Raw genomic sequence first — 15423 nt, forward strand, 5'->3', positions numbered from 1 at the left:
GGCTTCGCGGTTACGGGAGGGGCGGGGGTGGGCGCCGTAGGCTGCCGACATGTGCGGAATCGTGGGTTACGTCGGCGGACAGTCGGCGCTTGATGTGGTCATCGCGGGCCTCAAGCGGCTCGAATACCGCGGGTACGACTCGGCCGGGGTCGCCGTGCTCGCCGATGGCGGACTGGCCGCCGCGAAGAAGGCGGGCAAGCTCGTCAATCTGGAGAAGGAGCTGGTGGAACGGCCGCTGCCGACCGGACTCACCGGCATCGGGCACACCCGGTGGGCCACGCACGGCGGGCCGACCGACGCCAACGCCCATCCCCATCTCGACAACGCCGGGCGCGTCGCCGTCGTCCACAACGGGATCATCGAGAACTTCGCCGTCCTCAGGTCCGAGCTGGCCGGCCGGGGCCACGATCTCGGGTCGGAGACCGACACCGAGGTCGTCTCGCACCTCCTCGCCGAGGCCTTCTCCTCCTGCGGCGATCTCGCCGAGTCGATGCGCCAGGTGTGCCGGCGACTGGAAGGCGCCTTCACCCTGGTCGCCGTGCACGCGGACGAGCCGGACGTGGTGGTCGGGGCGCGCCGTAACTCACCGCTGGTGGTCGGCGTCGGGCAGGGCGAGTCGTTCCTCGCCTCGGACGTCGCCGCGTTCATCGCCCACACCCGCTCCGCGATCGAGCTGGGCCAGGACCAGGTCGTGGAACTGCGCCGCGACGGCGTGACGGTGACGGACTTCGCGGGCGATCCGGCCGAGGTCCGCTCGTACCACGTGGACTGGGACGCGTCGGCCGCAGAGAAGGGCGGTTACGACTACTTCATGCTCAAGGAGATCGCCGAGCAGCCCAAGGCCGTCGCCGACACGCTCCTGGGACGCATCGACGCCCAGGGCGCGCTGACCATGGACGAGCTCCGCATCCCGCAGGCGGTGCTGCGCGAGGCCGACAAGGTCGTCATCGTGGCCTGCGGTACGGCCTTCCACGCCGGGCTGATCGCGAAGTACGCCATCGAGCACTGGACCAGGATGCCCTGCGAGGTGGAGCTGGCCAGTGAGTTCCGCTACCGCGATCCCATCCTGGACCGGCGCACCCTGGTGATCGCCATCTCCCAGTCCGGCGAGACCATGGACACGCTGATGGCCCTGCGCCACGCCCGCGAGCAGGGCGCGAAGGTGCTGGCCATCTGCAACACCAACGGCTCGACCATCCCGAGGGAGTCGGACGCGGTCCTCTACACCCACGCGGGCCCCGAGGTCGCGGTCGCCTCGACCAAGGCGTTCCTCACCCAGCTCGTCGCCTGCTATCTGGTGGCGCTCCATCTGGGCCGGCGCCGCGGGACCAAGTGGGGCGACGAGATCCGGGCCGTCGTCAAGGACCTGTCGCGGATCGCGGGCGAGGTGGAGCGCGTACTGGAGACGATGGAGCCGGTACGGGCCCTGGCGCGCTCCCTCGCGGACAAGCGGACGGTGCTCTTCCTGGGCCGGCACGTCGGCTATCCGGTCGCCCTGGAGGGCGCGCTCAAGCTCAAGGAGCTGGCGTACATGCACGCGGAGGGATTCGCGGCCGGTGAGCTGAAGCACGGCCCGATCGCGCTCATCGAGGAGGATCTGCCGGTGGTGGTCGTCGTACCGTCGCCGCGCGGGCGGTCGGTGCTGCACGACAAGATCGTGTCGAACATCCAGGAGATCCGGGCCAGGGGCGCGCGGACGATCGTGATCGCGGAGGAGGGCGACGAGGCGGTGGTGCCGTACGCGGACCATCTCATCCGGATCCCGGCGACGCCGACGCTCCTTCAGCCGCTGGTCGCCACCGTGCCGTTGCAGGTCTTCGCGTGCGAGCTGGCGACGGCGCGCGGCAACGAGGTCGACCAGCCGAGGAATCTGGCGAAGTCCGTCACGGTGGAATAGGCCACCGGAGCGGGTCATGGTGGAGCGGGACACGGTGGAGCGGGCGGAGCAACCGTCACCGTGGGAGTCGCAGTGGGGAGCGGGAGCGAGCGAGTGATCATCGGGGTGGGAATCGACGTCGCGGAGATCGACCGGTTCGCGGAGTCCTTGTCGCGGACTCCGCGGCTGACCGAACGTCTCTTCTCCGACCGGGAGTTGTACCTCCCGAGCGGTGAGCGGCGCGGAATGGCCTCCTTGGCGGCACGGTTCGCCGCCAAGGAAGCCGTGGCCAAGGCGCTGGGCGCGCCCGGCGGACTGCGCTGGACCGACGCCGAGGTGTATGTGGAGGACAGCGGACAGCCGCGGCTGCGGGTGCTCGGCACGGTCGCGGCGCGGGCCGCCGAGCTGGGCGTCAGGAGCTGGCATGTCTCGCTCAGCCACGATGCGGGAGTGGCGTCGGCCGTGGTGATCGCGGAGGGTTGACCGTATGCGTATCGCTTACAGCGTGGAGACCGTCAGAAACGCCGAACGGGAGCTGATGGCGCGGCTCCCGGAGGACGCGCTCATGCAGCGCGCCGCCCATGGCCTCGCCGTCGCCTGCGCCGGCCTGCTGCGAGATCTGCTGGGCCGGGTCTACGGGGCACGGGTCGTCGTGCTGGCGGGCAGCGGGGACAACGGCGGTGACGCCCTGTACGCCGCGGCCCGCCTCGCCCGCAGGGGCGCCGGGGTCACGGCGGTCCTGCTCGCGCCCGACCGGGCGCACGCGGGCGGGCTCGCCGCGCTGCTCCGCGCCGGCGGACGGATCGCCGGCGGCACGGAGGGCGCGCACGGCGGGAACGGCGCGGAGGGCGCGCGGGGCGCGGCCGGGAAGAGCGGCGTCGGCGGTCCTTTCGCCGCCCTGGCCGCCGCCGATCTCGTCCTGGACGGCATCACCGGTATCGGCGGACACGGCGGACTGCGTCCCGAGGCGGTGCCGCTGGTACGGGCGGCCCGGGACTCGGGCGCGGCGGTCGTGGCCGTCGATCTGCCCAGCGGTGTGGAGGCGGACAGCGGCGAGGTGGCGGGCGAGGCGGTGTGCGCGGACGTGACGGTCACGTTCGGTACGTACAAGCCGGGCCTGCTGATCGATCCCGCGCGCGAGCACGCGGGCGCGGTACGGCTCGTGGACATCGGGCTGCGGCCGTGTCTGCCGGCCGTCCCCGAGTTCGAGGCGCTCCAGCACGAGGACGTCGCGCGGCTGCTGCCGGTGCCGACGGGCGAGAGCGACAAGTACCGGCGCGGTGTCGTCGGGATCGTCGCCGGTTCCGCGCGCTATCCGGGCGCGGCGGTGCTCGCCGTGGCGGGCGCGCTGCACGGCGGCGCGGGAGCCGTACGGTACGTCGGCCCCGGCGCCGACGCGGTGATCGCCCGCTTCCCGGAGACGCTGGTGCACGAGGGCCCGCCGTCGAAGGCCGGCCGGGTCCAGGCGTGGGCGATCGGCCCGGGGCTGGGCGAGGGCCCGGAGGCCGGTGGGGGACACGGGGTGGCGGAGGTACTGGCCGCGGACGTACCGGTCCTGGTGGACGCGGACGGGCTGCGGCTGCTGGACGCGGCGACGGTACGCGGCCGTACCGCCCCGACCCTGCTCACCCCGCACGCGGGCGAGGCGGCGGCGCTGCTCGGCGTGCCACGGGAAGAGGTCGAGTCGGCCCGGCTGACGGCCGTACGGGAACTGGCGTCCCGGTACGGCGCGACGGTGCTGCTCAAGGGCTCCACGACGCTGATCGCCGGTCCGGACAAGGACGTTCCGGTCCGCGTCAACCCGACGGGCACCCCCTGGCTCGCCACGGCGGGCAGCGGCGACATCCTCTCGGGCCTCTCCGGCGCACTCCTGGCCGCGGGCCTCCCGGCGCGCGACGCGGCCTCGGCGGCGGCCTACCTCCACGGCCTCTCGGCCCGCCTCGCCTCGAAGGGCGCCCCGATCTCGGCCCTGGACGTGGCGGCCCACCTGCCCGACGCCTGGCGGAACGTGACATCCGCCCGCCCGTGAGGGGCGGTGCCCGGACCGCACCGCGGGCGGCGGGACCCGCCCCGCACCGGACCGGCGCACGCCAGGGGCTCTGAGAGACTGGGCGTGATGACCGGAACGATGCAGACATCGACTCACCTCAGGGCACGCGCCGAGATCGATCTCGGGGCCCTGCGGGGCAATGTGCGCGCCCTGCGCGCCCGCGTGGGGGACGGCACCGCGGTGATGGGCGTGGTGAAGTCCGACGCCTACGGCCACGGCATGCTGCCCGTCGCCCGCGCGGCCCTCGCCGCCGGGGCCACCTGGCTGGGGACCGCCACCCCGCACGAGGCGCTCGCCCTGCGGGCCGCCGGTGTCCGGAGCAGAGTCCTCTGCTGGCTCTGGACGCCCGGCGACCCCTGGCGGGAGGGCATCGAGGCCGATCTCGACATGTCCGTCAGCGGGATGTGGGCCCTGCGCGAAGTGACCGCCGCCGCCCGCGAGGCCGGCCGGCCCGCCCGTGTCCAGCTCAAGGCCGACACCGGCCTCGGCCGCAACGGCTGCCAGCCCGCCGACTGGCCGGAGCTGGTCGGTGCCGCGCTCGCCGCGCAGGCCGCCGGCCAGGTCCGGATCACCGGCCTGTGGTCGCACTTCGCCTGCGCCGACGAGCCCGGCCATCCCTCCATCGCCGCCCAACTGGACGCGTTCCACGCGATGGTCGCGTACGCCGAGAAGGAGGGCGCCGAGCCCGAGGTCCGGCACATCGCCAACTCGCCCGCCGCGCTCACCGTCCCCGAGTCGCACTTCGATCTCGTACGGACCGGAATCGCGATGTACGGCATCTCGCCCGGCCCGGAGCTCGGCACCTCCCAGGACCTCGGCCTGCGGCCCGTCATGACGCTCTCCGCCTCGGTCGCCCTGGTCAAGCGGGTCCCGCCGGGCCACGGCGTCAGCTACGGCCACCACTACCTCACGCCGCGCGAGACGACGCTCGGGCTCGTCCCCCTCGGATACGCCGACGGGATCCCCCGGCACGCCTCGGGCCGTGGTCCCGTCCTCGTCGGCGGAGTCACCCGGAAGGTGGCCGGACGGGTCGCCATGGACCAGTTCGTCGTGGACCTCGGCGGCGACACCCCGGAACCGGGCACCACCGCCGTCCTGTTCGGCCCCGGTGACCGGGGTGAGCCCACGGCGGAGGACTGGGCCGAGGCCGCGGACACCATCGCGTACGAGATCGTCACCCGTATCGGCTCCCGTGTCCCCCGCGTCTATGTGAACGAGGCGCCGTAGGTGTCCGGGGCCCACCTGCGCGAACACGCGTGAACGGACAACCGGAGTGATCTCTCCGGGGGTGAAGCGCGGTACGGCGGGGAAGGCAAGGCTGGACGACGAGGAGCGACGGTGAGCGAGAAGAGCCCGGCGGGGGACACGGCGGCCACGACGGCCGCCGCGGTGGCCACGGCCTCGGCAGCGATCAGCGGGAACTGGCGCAGGGCGGGCGTCGCCGGGGCCGCGATAGGCGTGATCGCCGCCGGAGCCGCCGCCGGTGTGGCGATCGAGAGGCTGACCGTCGGCCGCGGCATGCGCAGAAGGGCACGGCTCGCCCTCGACGCGTCGGGACCGTACGGAGCGCTGCGCGGCGCCCCGGGCAAGGCGCTCGCCGACGACGGTACGGAGCTGTACTACGAGGTCGACGAGGTGGACGCCGCCGGTCCGCCCGGCGCCCTGGGCATTCCGGGAGCGCGCCCGTCGGCAGGGCCGGGCGCAGGGACAGGACCGGGCGCCGGCGCCGCGTCCTCTCCCGGCTCGCGTCGCCGGCGTCTGTTCGGCGGCAAGGCCCCCGTGCCCGTGACCGTCGTCTTCAGCCACGGCTACTGCCTCAGCCAGGACTCCTGGCACTTCCAGCGCGCCGCCCTGCGCGGACTCGTCCGTACCGTCCACTGGGACCAGCGCAGCCACGGCCGCTCCGCGCGCGGTGTCGGCCAGAGCGGTCCCGGCGCCGTGCCCGTCACCATCGAGCAGCTCGGCCGTGATCTCAAGGCCGTGATCGACGCGGCGGCGCCCGAAGGGCCGCTGGTGCTGGTCGGCCACTCCATGGGCGGGATGACGATGATGGCCCTGGCGGACCAGTTTCCCGAGCTGGTACGGGAACGGGTCGTCGGCGTCGCCCTCGTCGGTACGTCCAGCGGAAAGCTCGGCGAGGTCAACTACGGGCTGCCGGTCGCGGGCGTGAACGCCGTCCGCCGTGTCCTGCCGGGCGTGCTCAAGGCGCTCGGCTCCCAGGCCGAGCTGGTCGAACGCGGCCGGCGGGCCACCGCCGATCTCTTCGCCGGGCTGATCAAGCGGTACTCGTTCAGCTCGAAGGAGGTGGATCCCGCCGTCGTACGGTTCGCCGAGCGGCTCCTCGAGGGCACCCCGATCGATGTGGTCGCGGAGTTCTACCCGGCCTTCACCGACCACGACAAAGTGCAGGCGCTCTCGGTCTTCCTGGAGGTCCCGGCGCTGATCCTGGCGGGCGAGAGCGATCTGATCACGCCCAGCTCGCACAGCGAGGCCATCGCCGATCTGCTGCCGGACGCGGAGCTGGTGCTCGTACCGGACGCCGGGCATCTGGTCATGCTGGAGCATCCCGAGGCCGTCACGGACCGGCTCGCCGACCTGCTCGCGAGAGTGGGCGCGGTGCCGTCGGAGGCTAACGTTGGCAGACATGGAAGCACCGCACAGCCCGGCGGCTGAGAAGGCCCCCGGGGCAGCCCGTACCCACGCGCCGGCCGGCGCCACCGAGACCGACGCCCGTCCCGGGACGACCGTCGCCGTTGATTCCCCCGAGCGGATGCGGGAGCTGGGAAGGGCGCTCGCCGCCCTGCTCCGGCCGGGTGATCTGGTGATGCTCACCGGCGAACTCGGCGCGGGGAAGACGACCCTGGCCCGTGGCCTCGGCGAGGGCCTCGGTGTCCGTGGCGCCGTCACCTCGCCCACCTTTGTGATCGCCCGTGTCCACCCGTCGCTGGTCGGCGGTCCCGCGCTGGTCCATGTGGACGCGTACCGGCTCGGCGGGGGACTGGACGAGATGGAGGACCTCGATCTGGATGTCTCGCTGCCCGACTCGGTGGTGGTCGTGGAGTGGGGCGACGGCAAGGTCGAGGAGCTCTCGGACGACCGGCTGCGCGTGGTGATCCACCGGATGGTGGGCGGCGACCAGGGCGCGGCCACCGGGCACGGCGGGACGGAGCACGGGGAGACGCGGTACGACGACCGGCGCACCGTCACGCTGACCGGGTTCGGGAGCCGCTGGTCGAAGACCGATCTCGGAGTGCTCACGGACTGATCCGGTACGGGTCCCTTGGGATCCGGCGCCGGTCCGGCAAGGGACCGGTACCGGCCCCGGGCGTCGGTGCGCGGATCCACCGAACGTTTCCGCGGACTGTTCGGCCGGCCGTTCCGTACGTTCCGACAAGACGTCGGCAAAATGTTGCGCGTGCCGTGCCGCGCGTGGTCACATGGTGGTGAGACATGGTTAGGTCTGCCTAACTACCTGACCACGCCTGCCCCCGGAGCCTCAGGAGGCATCCATGTCGGCGACAGAGCGCGAAACGCGTTTCCCGTCCTCATCGCACCGGTCACCGTCGTCCCCCACGCCGTCCTCGCCGGCACCGTCGTCCGTGTCGATGAGCGTTCTGCTCGCGTCGTGCGCGGCAGCCTCGGCCGTGTCCACACCGCCGCGGGAGCCTTCGGCGGTCGCGAAGGCGGAGGCCGCAGCGGCGGCGAGAGAGCTGGAGCGGCGGCGCGCCGCCGCCTGAGAAGCATTCCGGCGCACGGAGGCGCGGGCCCGTACGGGCCCGCGGAACGGCCGCGGCCGACTGCGGCTACGGAACGACGACCACGACGGAGCCGACCGTCGCGAACGTCCACACCGCGTTCCCGTCCGCCACCTTCATCCTGACCCCGCCCGTCTTCAGCGTCGGGTCGGGGCTGGACAGCGTGCCGTCCACCGCCGCGCTGAAGCCGATCGACACGTCGTTGACGGTCGTGAACCGTACGACGTGCTCGATCCGCACCCCGTCCGAGCCCGTCACCGCGCCGGAGCGCGAGGTCACGCGGTACGAGCCGGGCAGCGGGCTGACCGTACTGGGCATGACGGTGAAGCTCCGTGTGGCCTGCTCGTTCTGGTTCACCAGCCATACCCGGCGCTGGCCCAGCGCGTACACGACGCGTGCGCCGGTGCCCGAGTCCGCGGGGATCGCCCGCGGGTCCTTCTTCTTCTGCGCGGGCGCGCCGCCGGAGGCGGGCGGAGAGGCGGACGGCGCGGTGGCGGGCTTCCCGAGGGTGTCGTCGGGAACGTTCGCGGACGCCTGGTAGGCGAGGAAGCCGACCACGGCGATGGCCGCCGCGGTGAGCCCGGCCACGATTCCCGAGCTGCTCCTGGACACCTTGATCCACCTCTCGTACGTATGACTCCGTGGTGACGGTAGCAGCAGCGGGGTGACGGGACGGGGCGCCGTGCCTTGGGCGCCGGAGCCGTAGGCTGTTTGCGTGCTTCTGCTCGCCGTTGATACCGCCACGCCCGCCGTCACCGTCGCTCTCCACGACGGCTCCTCCGTCCTGGCCGCGGAGAGCCAGGTCGACGCGCGCCGCCACGGGGAACTGCTCCTCCCCGCCGTCGACCGTGTCCTCGCCGGGGCCGGGCTGAAACTGGACGCCGTGACGGATGTGGTCGTGGGGGTGGGGCCGGGACCGTACACGGGACTGAGGGTCGGGCTGGTCACGGCCCTGACCTTCGGCTCGGCGCTCGGGGTGCCGGTGCACGGGCTCTGCACGCTGGACGGGCTCGCCCACGCCTCCGGGCTCGAAGGGCCGTTCGTGGTGGTGACGGACGCGCGCCGCAAGGAGGTCTACTGGGCGCGGTACGCGGATGCCCGTACACGGCTGACCGAGCCGGCCGTCGACCGGCCCGCCGATATCGCCGGTCACGAGCATGTGGTGGGGGTACCGGCGGTGGGCGCCGGTGCGCTGCTTCATCCCGAGGTCTTCCCGGACGCGCGCGGTCCCGAGCACCAGTCGGCCGCCGCGCTGGCGTCGCTGGCGGCGGAGAGACTCGCGGCGGCGGCCTCCGGCGGCCCGGGCGGGGACTTCCTGCCGGCCCTTCCTCTGTACCTGCGCCGCCCGGACGCGCAGGTGCCCAAGAACTACAAGGTGGTCACACCGAAGTGACCGATGCGACGGACGCGGCGGCCGGGAACGGCGAGGAGGCGACGGCGGTGGGGGAGACGGCAGTGGGAGGGACGGCCTCTTCCGTACGGCTGCGTGAGATGCGCTGGTGGGACATCGAGCCGGTGCTCGCCCTCGAACACGAGCTCTTCCCCGAGGACGCCTGGTCCCCGGCCATGTTCTGGTCCGAGCTGGCCCATGCGCGCGGTTCCCGGGCCACCCGCCACTACGTGGTGGCGACCGAGCCGTCCGGGGCCGGCGGCCGGATCGTCGGTTACGCCGGACTCGCCGCCGCCGGTGGCCTCGGTGACGTACAGACCATCGCCGCCGCCCGCGACCGGTGGGGCACCGGGCTCGGCTCCCGGCTGCTGACCGATCTGCTCCAGCACGCGACCGCCTTCGAGTGCGAGGAGGTGCTGCTGGAAGTGCGGGTCGACAATCCGCGGGCGCAACGGCTGTACGAGCGGTTCGGCTTCGAGCCGATCGGCTTCCGGCGGGGCTACTACCAGCCGGGCAATGTCGACGCGCTCGTCATGCGCCTTCATATGAAGAACCATCAAGGAACTGAGATCCATGGCTGACGAACCTCTCGTCCTCGGTATCGAGACCTCCTGCGACGAGACCGGGGTCGGCATCGTCCGGGGGACGACGCTGCTCGCCGACGCCGTCGCGTCGAGCGTCGACGAGCACGCGCGCTTCGGCGGTGTGGTGCCGGAGGTCGCCTCCCGCGCGCACCTGGAGGCGATGGTGCCGACGATCGAGCGCGCGCTGAAGGAGGCGGGCGTCTCCGCCCGTGACCTGGACGGCATCGCGGTGACGGCCGGGCCGGGGCTGGCCGGCGCGCTGCTGGTGGGCGTCTCGGCGGCGAAGTCGTACGCGTACGCCCTCGGCAAGCCGCTGTACGGCGTGAACCATCTGGCCTCCCACATCTGCGTCGACCAGTTGGAACACGGCCCGCTGCCCGAGCCGACGATGGCGCTGCTGGTGAGCGGCGGGCACTCCTCGCTGCTGCTCGCGCCGGACATCACCAGCGATGTACGGCCCCTGGGGGCGACGATCGACGACGCGGCGGGCGAGGCGTTCGACAAGATCGCGCGTGTGCTGCACCTCGGCTTCCCGGGCGGTCCCGTGATCGACCGGCTCGCGCGGGAGGGCGACCCGGCGGCGATCGCGTTCCCGCGCGGGCTGACCGGCCCGCGCGACGCGGCGTACGACTTCTCCTTCTCCGGTCTGAAGACATCGGTGGCCCGCTGGATCGAGGCGAAGCGGAACGCGGGCGAGGAGGTTCCGGTACGGGACGTGGCGGCGTCCTTCCAGGAGGCGGTGGTCGACGTACTGACCCGGAAGGCGGTCCGCGCCTGCCGGGACGAGGGCGTGGACCATCTCATGATCGGCGGCGGTGTCGCGGCCAACTCACGCCTGCGGGCGCTCGCGGCCGAGCGCTGCGAGCGGGCGGGCATCCGGCTGCGGGTGCCGCGGCCGGGGCTGTGCACGGACAACGGCGCGATGGTGGCGGCGCTGGGCGCGGAGATGGTGGCCCGGGGCCGGCCCGCGTCGGACTGGGACCTGTCGGCGGACTCGTCGCTGCCGGTGACGGACCCGCATGTACCGGGCGCGGCTCACGGAACCGACACCGGCCGGCACGGCGGCGACCACCACGACCATCTGCACGAACTGAGCAAGGACAACCTGTACACATGACGCCGGACACCAGGCCGATGCCGGACATGAGCCCGGACACGAGGCCGAGGCCGGGGACGAGGCGCTCATGACCGTGGCGCTGATGTGGGAGGCGAAGGCGGCACCCGGCAGGGCCACGGAGCTGCTGGACTGGGCGCGCGCCCAGCACCTCCCGTACGCCCCGTCGCGGCGCGAACTCCTCCGCGCCCCCGAGGACCGGGTACTGGTCATCACCTGGTGGGACGGTCCTTACGACGCCGACGTCCCCGAACTCCCCGATCCCCCGGCCGACTTGACCGCCCGTCCGGTGCACCGCTGGCGCTTCGAGGCCGTGACGTAGCACCCGCGCGGCGGCGGGGCCGGGGCGATGTCCCGGAGAGGGGGCCCGACGGGTGCCGGTCCGGGTGCGACGCGGCTCAGCGGGCGACGGCCATGGCGAAGGGCACCGGTCCCAGCGCGCGGACCAGGCCGCCGACCATCAGGACGAACGCCTCGGGGCCCCGCGCGGTCTCCACCCCTCCGAGGTCGGTGATCCACTCCGCTGACCAGCCCAGCTCGGCCAGCAGACCGCTCACGGTCTTCTTGGCGCCGGCGTCGTCCCCGGAGAGGAAGGCGGCGGGAGGAACGGCCAGTCCCGCCGGATCGGCCATGACCGACGCGTGCATCGTGTTGAGGGACTTCACCACGTGTACCCGTGGCAGCGCACGCTGGATCTCCTCGGCGAGGCTGCCGCCGGGATACAGGAGCGCCGACGCGAAACCGTCGGAGCCGAGCGCGGTGGCGTTGGCGATGTCGACCAGGACCTTGTCGGTCAGCTCCGCCGCGAGGCCGGTGAGCACCTCCACGGAGGCATGGCCGGGCGTGGCGTTGACGACCACCTCGGCGGAGCCGGCCGCGTCCGGCGGATCGGTGACGCGTATTCCGGAACCTACTGCGGAACCGCTCCAGTCGGCTTGCGTCCGCCGCGGGGCACGGGAGCCGACGACGACCCGGTTGCCCGCGTCGTGCAGCTTGCCCGCGATGGCCCGGGCCACAGTGCCGGAGCCGAGGATGGCGATCGTCGTCATGGTCTGTTCCGCTCCTTGTCCGCTCTCAAGAGCGACGTTAGGCGGCGCTACGGTTGGGCGGGAGCAGGCACTTCAAGGTGGCCCGCGCACGTGAGGGGATGCCATGACCACTCGTACCGCCGCTCAGCGGCACGCCGAGGCCCGTGCCTCGCACCGAGCCCGGTCCGCCGACTGCCCGACCAACCGGCTGCTCGACCGCATCGGCGAGAAGTGGGTCGCCCTGGTCCTCAAGGAACTGGCCGAGGGCCCGCGCCGCTACGGCGAGTTGGCCCGAACGATCGCGGGAGCCAGTCAGAAGATGCTCACGCAGACGCTGCGCCGACTCGAACGGGACGGTCTGCTCGCCCGCACCGTCACTCCGGCCGTGCCGGTCCGCGTGGAATACGCGCTCACCCCGCTGGGCCAGAGCCTGGTGCCCGTCATGCGGGCCGTGACGCGATGGGCCGAGGAGAACATCGACCGGATCGACGTCGCGCGCGAGACGTACGACGCGCACGACGCCGAGCGGCGCTCTCAACGGAGTTGAACGACCGAAGGAACCCCGCCCCGAACACCGCGAGCGCGCCGCGGCCGTCTTCGGGCCGGTGTACCGGGCGAGTTCGTGAGGGCACGACGAAGGCCCGCCGGCAGCATGCGACGGGCCTTCGCGAGCGCTCGGATGTCAGACGTGCGCGGGAACCTGCTTGGGGTCGTGACCGTGCTTGTTCGGGCCCACGGTGCCCGCGGTGGCGCAGAAGACGATGAGGATGATCGCGCCGACCAGCGGGATGAACCCGAGCAGCAGGAACCAGCCGGACTTGTCGGTGTCGTGGAGACGCCGCACGCTCACAGCGAGACCGGGGATCAGGACGGCGAGGGCGTAGAGACCGATCAGGACGCTGTTCAGGCCGATCACGCTGTCGATGATCGCGACGACGATCTCCGCAAGGAGGTTGAACAGGACGAACATCCAGAACTCCGTGCGGCGCGCACGCCCGTCGAAGCCCGCGTAGTTCTTCAGAACAGCGAGGTACCAGTTCATGTGTCCCCCCAAGGACGGCGAAAGAGGACCCGTCCGTTCCGGAGGGTCAGGGCGAAACGTATGTGGCCGAAAATCGTATGGTCAAGTCGTTACCTGAGGGCTAGTTGGCGAAACCGTCGATCGCCGCCGGTGGCTCCAGGCCCGGTTGCCACCCCGCCGCCCGGTTCTTGTCCCGTCCCGTTACTCTCTGCCGGGTGATCAGCAAGGTCCGCGTGGCCGACCCGACCGACGGCACCGACCCGACCGACGGCACCGAACGAACCGAACGCCGTTACCGTGCACGCCTGCCCGCGCCTCCGCCGCCCCCGCATCTGCGTTCCTGGCCCGACCGTGAGGCGCTGCTCGCCGATCGCGCCGCCGCCATGGTGGCGCTCACCCGGCGGCGCCTCGGATTCGGGCGGCTGGTGCTGCTCTGGCTGACCGGCGCGGTCGCCGCGCTCGGCTGGGCCTCCGTCGGGCTGGCGGTCCAGAGCTTCGAGCGGGGCGGTCTGGGCCAGGTGGCCGGGCTGGTGGCGCTCGCCCTCGGCGGGGTCCTGCTGATACCGGCCGGCGTCGCGCTCGGCTTCTGGCTGGACCGTGGCCGTACGGTACGGGAGCGGCTGGAGGCCTGGGCCGAACTCGACCGGGATCCCGTGTCGGACGTACGGGTACGGGCCCACCGCCGGAGCGTGACATGGCTGCTGCCGTCCGTGATCCTCTGCGTGGCCGGGGTGTGGGCGACGAGCGCCGCCTGGACCGGAATGGCGCCGGGACCGGAGTCCGTCACCGTGGGTGAGACGGTCTACGCGCTGGGTCTCGCGGTCACGGCGCTGGCGACCGGGATCCTGGGCGCCGTCCAGTCGTACGGGCATCAGGCCTGGTCCGGGCGGTTGATGAGCCCGCTACCGGTGCGCAGACGCGGTGGCCTCCACCGCTGAGGCCGTTCCTTGGGCGTCCGTCCTATGCTGAAGAGAGAACGCATGCGCCATTCAGGGTGAAGGGGCGGCGGATGGAATGGCTTTGGTGGATATTCGTCTTCTTCATCGTGGGCGGCTTCGGATGGATCGCCGACACCGGCCGGACCGCCCTGCGCACCCGGCACGAGCGCAGACTTGAGCTCTACCAGCTGGGGGAGAAGGAGCGGCTGGCCCTGGAGCGGTCCCACAGACCTCCGGAGCCGGTCTGCGGCTGTACGCACCACCTCGCCAAGCACGACAAGCGCGGCAAGTGCCACGAGGACGTCGAGGTGGCGACGGAGTGGGACGAGAACAAGAAGCCCTTGCGGTACGAGCGCAGGCAGTGCAACTGCCAGCAGTACGTCGGCCCGCAGCCGCTGTCGCAGATCTACGCGGATGAGCTGACCGACCTCCAGTAGCCCGAGCTCCGGCTCCGGTGGTCCACCGAGCTCCCGCTCCGGTGGTCCGAGCCTCCGGCGACCGCGACGCGGGAGCGGTTCCAGGACGTCCGGGACGCCGGGCCTTCGCGATCGTCACTTCACGATCGTGACGCCTTCACCGGGTGCCCGAGCAGCATGGCCGGGGCGCCCGCGACCCGCGTCAGGAACACCGTCGACGCGTGCGGACCCTTGAGCTTCAGCCGGCGGCGCAGTTCCTCCGGTTCCACGGCGGAGCCGCGCTTCTTGACCGTCAGGACGCCGACTTCGCGTTCGCGCAGCAGGGCCTTGAGTTTCTTGAGGCCGAAGGGGAGTTCATCGGTGATCTCGTAGGCGGTGGCGTACGGGGTGGGGCGCAGCGTGTCGGCGGTGATGTACGCGATCGTCTCGTCGATCAGCCCGCCGTCCAGCTCCTCGGCCACCTCGGCGACCAGATGCGCGCGGATGACGGCGCCGTCGGGCTCGTACAGGAATCGGCCGGTCCGGCGGACGGGCGGGTCGGGCAGGCCGCGGCCGGTGAGCGTCACCGCCGTGGTGCGAAGACCACCGCCCTCCCCGCCGGGCCCGCCCTGGTCGCCGGGCCCGCCGCCGAGCAGGGTGGCGCGGCGGCTGCCGGGCACGGCGGCACCGGGTGTTCCGCCGTGCCAGAGCACCGCTTCCTTGACATCACCGCCGTCCGAGATCCACTCGGCCTCGAAGTCGCCGGGGATCAGCTCGTGCGGAATGCCGGGCGCGATCTTGACCGCTCCCGTGCCGGCCCGCCGTACCGCCTCGACCGCCCACGACAGAGGCGGTGAGTACGCCTCCGGATCGAAGATCCTGCCCCGGCCGCCGCGCCGCGCGGGATCGATGAACAGCGCTCGCGCCCCCGTCAGGTCGTACTCCAGGACATCCGCCCGTGCCACCGTCGCCGGCGGTGCGTCCGGGGCCAGGGTACGTACGTTCTCGGCGGCGATCTCGCAGGTCAGCGGATCGAGATCGACGGCGGTCACGGCGAGGCCCGCGCGCGCGAACGCGATCGCGTCGCCGCCGATGCCGCAGCACAGGTCCACGACCCGGGGCTCCGGCGTGAGCGCGCGGAACCGGGCGGCCCGGTACGCGGCGACGGTGCCGCGCGTGGCCTGTTCGATCCCGTTCGGCGTGAAGTACATGCGGTACGCGTCCCGCGCGCCGAACTTCGCCACTCCGCGCTGGCCCAGGCGTGGCTGCGTC

General features: G+C 72.6%; 17 protein-coding genes. 13 read left to right on the plus strand and 4 right to left on the minus strand.

The genetic code is table 11. From position 1 onward, the window contains the following. Positions 1-49: 49 nt before the first annotated feature. The 6 genes from glmS to tsaE all read left to right on the plus strand — a co-directional run bounded on the left by glmS (position 50) and on the right by tsaE (position 7191). Positions 50-1897, plus strand: a complete 1848-nt coding sequence (gene glmS / locus BFF77_RS15810) for a glutamine--fructose-6-phosphate transaminase (isomerizing) (RefSeq protein WP_066949544.1) — start codon at positions 50-52, stop codon at positions 1895-1897. Between the two features lie 93 nt (positions 1898-1990). Beyond that, positions 1991-2359 (plus strand): holo-ACP synthase, encoded by a 369-nt coding sequence (locus tag BFF77_RS15815; RefSeq protein WP_066949547.1) that lies wholly within the window; start codon positions 1991-1993, stop codon positions 2357-2359. Between the two features lie 4 nt (positions 2360-2363). Beyond that, positions 2364-3905, plus strand: a complete 1542-nt coding sequence (locus BFF77_RS15820) for an NAD(P)H-hydrate dehydratase (RefSeq protein ID WP_066949550.1) — start codon at positions 2364-2366, stop codon at positions 3903-3905. An 87-nt stretch (positions 3906-3992) separates the two neighbouring features. Continuing rightward, positions 3993-5153, plus strand: coding sequence for an alanine racemase (gene alr, locus BFF77_RS15825; RefSeq protein WP_425424378.1), 1161 nt, complete (start codon positions 3993-3995; stop codon positions 5151-5153). A 111-nt stretch (positions 5154-5264) separates the two neighbouring features. Next, positions 5265-6599, plus strand: a complete 1335-nt coding sequence (locus tag BFF77_RS15830) for an alpha/beta fold hydrolase (protein ID WP_066949553.1) — start codon at positions 5265-5267, stop codon at positions 6597-6599. After that, complete coding sequence (tsaE, locus tag BFF77_RS15835) at positions 6571-7191, plus strand: tRNA (adenosine(37)-N6)-threonylcarbamoyltransferase complex ATPase subunit type 1 TsaE (protein WP_066949556.1); 621 nt, start codon at positions 6571-6573, stop codon at positions 7189-7191. Before BFF77_RS15830 ends, tsaE begins: the two co-directional genes overlap by 29 nt. A 538-nt stretch (positions 7192-7729) precedes the next feature. On the opposite strand, the gene BFF77_RS15840 is transcribed toward tsaE, so the two are convergent. Next, a complete protein-coding gene (locus tag BFF77_RS15840; protein ID WP_079125198.1) occupies positions 7730-8293 on the minus strand; it encodes a hypothetical protein in 564 nt (187 codons plus the stop codon). Between the two features lie 103 nt (positions 8294-8396). On the opposite strand from BFF77_RS15840, the gene tsaB reads away from it, so the two are divergent. The 4 genes from tsaB to BFF77_RS15860 all read left to right on the plus strand — a co-directional run bounded on the left by tsaB (position 8397) and on the right by BFF77_RS15860 (position 11091). Next, a complete protein-coding gene (gene tsaB / locus BFF77_RS15845) occupies positions 8397-9074 on the plus strand; it encodes a tRNA (adenosine(37)-N6)-threonylcarbamoyltransferase complex dimerization subunit type 1 TsaB (RefSeq protein WP_066949563.1) in 678 nt (225 codons plus the stop codon). A 98-nt stretch (positions 9075-9172) separates the two neighbouring features. Beyond that, the gene (rimI, locus tag BFF77_RS15850) at positions 9173-9652 is read left to right on the plus strand and encodes a ribosomal protein S18-alanine N-acetyltransferase (protein WP_066949592.1); all 480 of its coding nucleotides are present in this window, start codon (positions 9173-9175) and stop codon (positions 9650-9652) included. Continuing rightward, positions 9645-10772 carry a tRNA (adenosine(37)-N6)-threonylcarbamoyltransferase complex transferase subunit TsaD gene (gene tsaD / locus BFF77_RS15855; RefSeq protein WP_066949566.1) on the plus strand — a complete coding sequence of 376 codons (1128 nt, stop codon included), beginning with the start codon at positions 9645-9647 and terminating at the stop codon, positions 10770-10772. The genes rimI and tsaD overlap by 8 nt, the downstream gene beginning before the upstream one ends. 67 nt (positions 10773-10839) lie before the next feature. Further along, positions 10840-11091, plus strand: coding sequence for a hypothetical protein (locus tag BFF77_RS15860; protein ID WP_066949569.1), 252 nt, complete (start codon positions 10840-10842; stop codon positions 11089-11091). 76 nt (positions 11092-11167) lie between these two features. Here the strand turns inward: BFF77_RS15860 and BFF77_RS15865 are convergent, their stop codons facing one another. Then, a complete protein-coding gene (locus BFF77_RS15865) occupies positions 11168-11818 on the minus strand; it encodes an NADPH-dependent F420 reductase (protein ID WP_066949573.1) in 651 nt (216 codons plus the stop codon). A gap of 103 nt (positions 11819-11921) precedes the next feature. On the opposite strand from BFF77_RS15865, the gene BFF77_RS15870 reads away from it, so the two are divergent. After that, a complete protein-coding gene (locus BFF77_RS15870; protein ID WP_066949576.1) occupies positions 11922-12344 on the plus strand; it encodes a winged helix-turn-helix transcriptional regulator in 423 nt (140 codons plus the stop codon). A gap of 135 nt (positions 12345-12479) precedes the next feature. Here the strand turns inward: BFF77_RS15870 and BFF77_RS15875 are convergent, their stop codons facing one another. Beyond that, a complete protein-coding gene (locus BFF77_RS15875) occupies positions 12480-12839 on the minus strand; it encodes a DUF805 domain-containing protein (RefSeq protein ID WP_066949579.1) in 360 nt (119 codons plus the stop codon). 194 nt (positions 12840-13033) lie between these two features. Here BFF77_RS15875 and BFF77_RS15880 point away from each other — a divergent pair, with 194 nt between their 5' ends. Next, positions 13034-13756 carry a hypothetical protein gene (locus BFF77_RS15880; protein ID WP_079125199.1) on the plus strand — a complete coding sequence of 241 codons (723 nt, stop codon included), beginning with the start codon at positions 13034-13036 and terminating at the stop codon, positions 13754-13756. Positions 13757-13827: 71 nt separating this feature from the next. Continuing rightward, on the plus strand, positions 13828-14193 hold the full coding sequence (locus tag BFF77_RS15885) for a hypothetical protein (RefSeq protein WP_066949582.1): 366 nt from the start codon (positions 13828-13830) through the stop codon (positions 14191-14193). Between the two features lie 119 nt (positions 14194-14312). Here BFF77_RS15885 and BFF77_RS15890 read toward each other — a convergent pair. Beyond that, on the minus strand, positions 14313-15423 hold a 1111-nt coding region (locus BFF77_RS15890), incomplete at its 5' end, for a class I SAM-dependent methyltransferase (protein ID WP_079125200.1).

The sequence above is a fragment of the Streptomyces lushanensis genome, from assembly GCF_001700515.1.
Taxonomy (GTDB): domain Bacteria; phylum Actinomycetota; class Actinomycetes; order Streptomycetales; family Streptomycetaceae; genus Streptomyces; species Streptomyces lushanensis.